Raw genomic sequence first — 3,358 nt, forward strand, 5'->3', positions numbered from 1 at the left:
CGGAGGGGGGTCTGTGGTGTCGGCGGGGAGGGGCTTGGTGTGTTGGTCCAGGTGCTCGGGCCGCTGCGGGTTGGGGGGGTTGTGCTGGGTGGGGGGAAGCAGGGGGTGTTGTTGGCGCACTTGGCGTTGAACGTGAATCGGGTTGTGCGCAGTGGGCAGTTGGTGGATGTGCTGTGGGGGGAGCGGCCGCCGAGTTCGGCGGGGGCGAACTTGCAGACGTACGTGTGGCGGTTGCGGCGGGAGGTGGTGGGGGAGGGGCTGGTGCGCAGTGGGGACGGGTATGTGCTGCGGGTGCCGGAGGAGGAGGTGGACCTGCTGGTGTTCCGGCGGGAGTACGCCGCTGCTCGGGCTGAGTCGGATCCGGGGAGGGCGTTGGGGCACCTGGTGGCGGCGGAGGGGTTGTGGCGGGGGGAGCCGTTGGCGGGGTTGCCGGTGGTGCCTGCTTGGGAGGCTGAGATCAGTGCCTTGTGCGAGGCGCGGTTGGGGGCCACCGAGGACCGGTTGGGGTTGCAGATCCGGCTCGGACGCGGGGGTGAGGTGGTCGAGGAGGTCAAGGGGCTGTTGGGGGAGCACCCGTACCGGGAGCGGTTGTGGCAGCACTACCTGCGGGCGCTGGCTGCTGGGGGGCGGCGGGGGGAGGCGTTGGCCGCTTACGGGGAGGCGCGCAGGCGGTTTGTGGCGGAGTTGGGGGTTGAGCCTGGGCCGGAGCTGCGGGCGGTGCAGGCGGAGGTGCTGCACGGGGAGGAGCGCGTACCGATCCGCCAGTTGCCGCCGGAGGTGGCTGACTTCACCGGGCGGGACGAGGCCGTCGAGGAGTTGATGCAAGCGCTTGCGCCGCGGCCGGGGGCGTTCGCGGCGCCGGTGGCGGTGGTGTCCGGGGCGCCGGGGACGGGGAAGTCGGCGTTGGCCGTGCACGTGGCGCACCGGCTCAAGGCGCGCTATCCGGAGCAGTTCTACGCCGACCTGGGGGCGACCAGCGGGCACGCGGGTGACGTGGTGGCGGGGTTCCTGCACGCGCTGGGGGTCTTCGGGGCGGGGTTGCCCGACGACGCGGCGGCGCGGGAGGCGCTGCTGCGGTCCAAGCTGGTGGGTCGCCGGTTCCTGGTGGTGCTGGACGACGCGGGCAGCGCCCGGCAGGTGCGGGCGCTGGTGCCCGCGGACGGCGGGTGCGCGGTGCTGGTGACGAGCCGGTCGCGGCTGCCCGGACTGGTGGGGGCGCACCAGGTGGAGCTGGCCGGCTTCGGGGCTGAGGACGGGGTGCGGCTCCTGGGGCGCATCGCGGGGGCCGAGCGGGTGGCGGCCGAGGTCGCGGCGGCCCGCGAGGTCGTGGAGTTCTGCGGGCGGTTGCCGCTGGCCATCCGGATCGCCGGGACGCGGCTGGCCGGGCGGCGGGCGTGGACGGTGGGTGGGCTGCGGGACCGGTTGGCCGACGAGTCGCGGCGGCTCACCGAGCTGCGGGTGGGGGACCTCGCGGTGCGCGGCAGCTTCGAGCTGAGCGTGCGGCAGCTGCCCGCGGCGGGGGTCCGGGCGTTCGGCCGGTTCGCGGAGCTGCCCACCCGCGACTTCGCCCCCTGGGCCGTGGACGCGCTGCTGGGTGAACCCGGCGGGGACGTGCTGGAGGACTTGGTGGACGCCAACCTCGTCGCCGCCGCGGTTCCCGGGCTCGACGGACAGCCGCGGTACCGGGTGCACGAGCTGCTGCACTGCTACACCCGCGAGGTCCCCGACACCGGGCGCGCGCCCGCATTCGCGCGCTATGCCTCGGCGCTGTTGTCCCTGGTCAAACGGGCTGCCGGCGAGCTGCCGACCGCCTTCGGCGCCCTCACCGGTGACCCCGTCGGCTGGCGGCTGCCCGCGGTCGTCGAGCGCGGCGTCACCGCCCGGCCGCTGGACTGGCTGGCCACCCACCGCGAGGCGCTGGCCAGGACCGTCGAGCTGGCCGCCGAGGCGGGGGAGGGTGAGCTGGCCTGGCAGCTGGCCGCCGCGTCCGTGCCGTTCCACGACCTGCGGGGGCACTACGACGACTGGGCCGCCGCCCACCGGCGCGCGCTGGAGGTGGTCGGCGCGCACGAGCGCGGTGCCGCCGTGCTGCTGCGCGGCCTCGGGCAGGTGCACCTCTACCGCGACGAGTACGCCGACGCGACCCGGTGCCTGACGCGCGCCGCGGGCCTTTTCGGCGAGCTGGGCGACCGCCACGGTGAGGCGTTCGCCGTGGCCGGGCTGGGGACGCTGGCCCGCGTGTGCTCGCGGCCCGCCGCCGCGCTGGAGCACTACGGGCGCGCGCTGGACGGGTTCCGCGCGGTGGGCGACCTGTCCGGGGTGGCGCAGGCGCTCGGCTCGCTGGGCACCGCCTGCCGCGTCCTGGGCAGGCTCGACGAGGCGGGCGCCCGGCTCGACGCCGCCCTCAGCGCCGCCCGCGAGCTGGGCGACCAGCACCGGGAGGCGAAGGTGCGCGGGGAACTCGGCGCACTGCACCGGGAGAACGGCGACCCCGCCGCCGCGCAGCGGGAGCTGGTCGCCGCGCTGGCGATCTTCGAGGAGATCAGCGACGAGCGGTGCACTGCGCACGCGCTGGTGGGCCTGGCGGCCACGCTGCTCGACACCGGGCAGCCGACCCGGGCCCGCGCCCTGGCCGAGCGCGCCCTGCACGTGTTCGAGCGCACCGGCAACCGGCGGGCCGCCGCGGGGGCGCTGGTGCTGCTGGCCCGCAGCCGCAGGCCGGACCGGCGCGCCCTCGGCCACCCGGCCTGAGGGCGGCCCGGGCACCCCGCGCGCCCGGGCCACCCCCGGTGGCTCAGTTGGAGTTGCCCGGCTTCCAGCCCAGGTAGTTGGCGAAGTAGCCCTGGCCGACGTGGCCGATGCGGCCGCCGACGCTGGTCGCCCACACGCCGCCGTTGCCGTCGGCGAGGCCCACGTGGCCGTAGGCGGAGATGTTCCAGAACACGAACGCGCCGCGCGGCGGGGTGCCGGTGGTGTGCCGGGCGCCGTCGGAGGAGCGCCAGTGGTCGATGGCGCTGGCGTGGTGGGTGGCGCGGTTCCAGGCCAGGCGCACCGCGCGCTCGCAGTAGCCGTCGTACTCGGTGGAGCCGTCGCGCGAGCGGAACCAGGAGATCGCGCCCTCGACGGTCTGCTGCGCGGTGACCTCACCGGCGGTGGTCGCGGGCAGCACGGCCGTCGGGTCGGCGACGTCCGCGGCGGTGACGGTGCTGCGCAGCTCGGTGGGCGCGGCCTGCGCGCCCGCGGTGCCCGCGGTGGTGACGGCGATCGCGGCAGCGGCGGCCACGGCGCCGACGAGCTTGGCCAACCTCATGTCTGTTCCTCCCGACTGCAGGTCCCGGCGGACGGAGCGGGCCGACCC

The 3,358-nt window shown here is 76.3% G+C and carries 2 protein-coding genes; one reads left to right on the forward strand and one right to left on the reverse strand.

The genetic code is table 11. From position 1 onward, the window contains the following. Positions 1 to 261: 261 nt before the first annotated feature. The gene (locus BJP25_RS21780) at positions 262 to 2,751 is read left to right on the forward strand and encodes an AfsR/SARP family transcriptional regulator (protein ID WP_233158202.1); all 2,490 of its coding nucleotides are present in this window, start codon (positions 262 to 264) and stop codon (positions 2,749 to 2,751) included. Positions 2,752 to 2,794: 43 nt separating this feature from the next. Here BJP25_RS21780 and BJP25_RS21785 read toward each other — a convergent pair whose 3' ends face one another. Continuing rightward, positions 2,795 to 3,310, reverse strand: a complete 516-nt coding sequence (locus BJP25_RS21785; RefSeq protein WP_075976855.1) for a hypothetical protein — start codon at positions 3,308 to 3,310, stop codon at positions 2,795 to 2,797. Between the last annotated feature and the right edge of the window lie 48 nt (positions 3,311 to 3,358).

Origin of the sequence: Actinokineospora bangkokensis (assembly GCF_001940455.1) — a bacterium.
Lineage (GTDB): Bacteria > Actinomycetota > Actinomycetes > Mycobacteriales > Pseudonocardiaceae > Actinokineospora > Actinokineospora bangkokensis.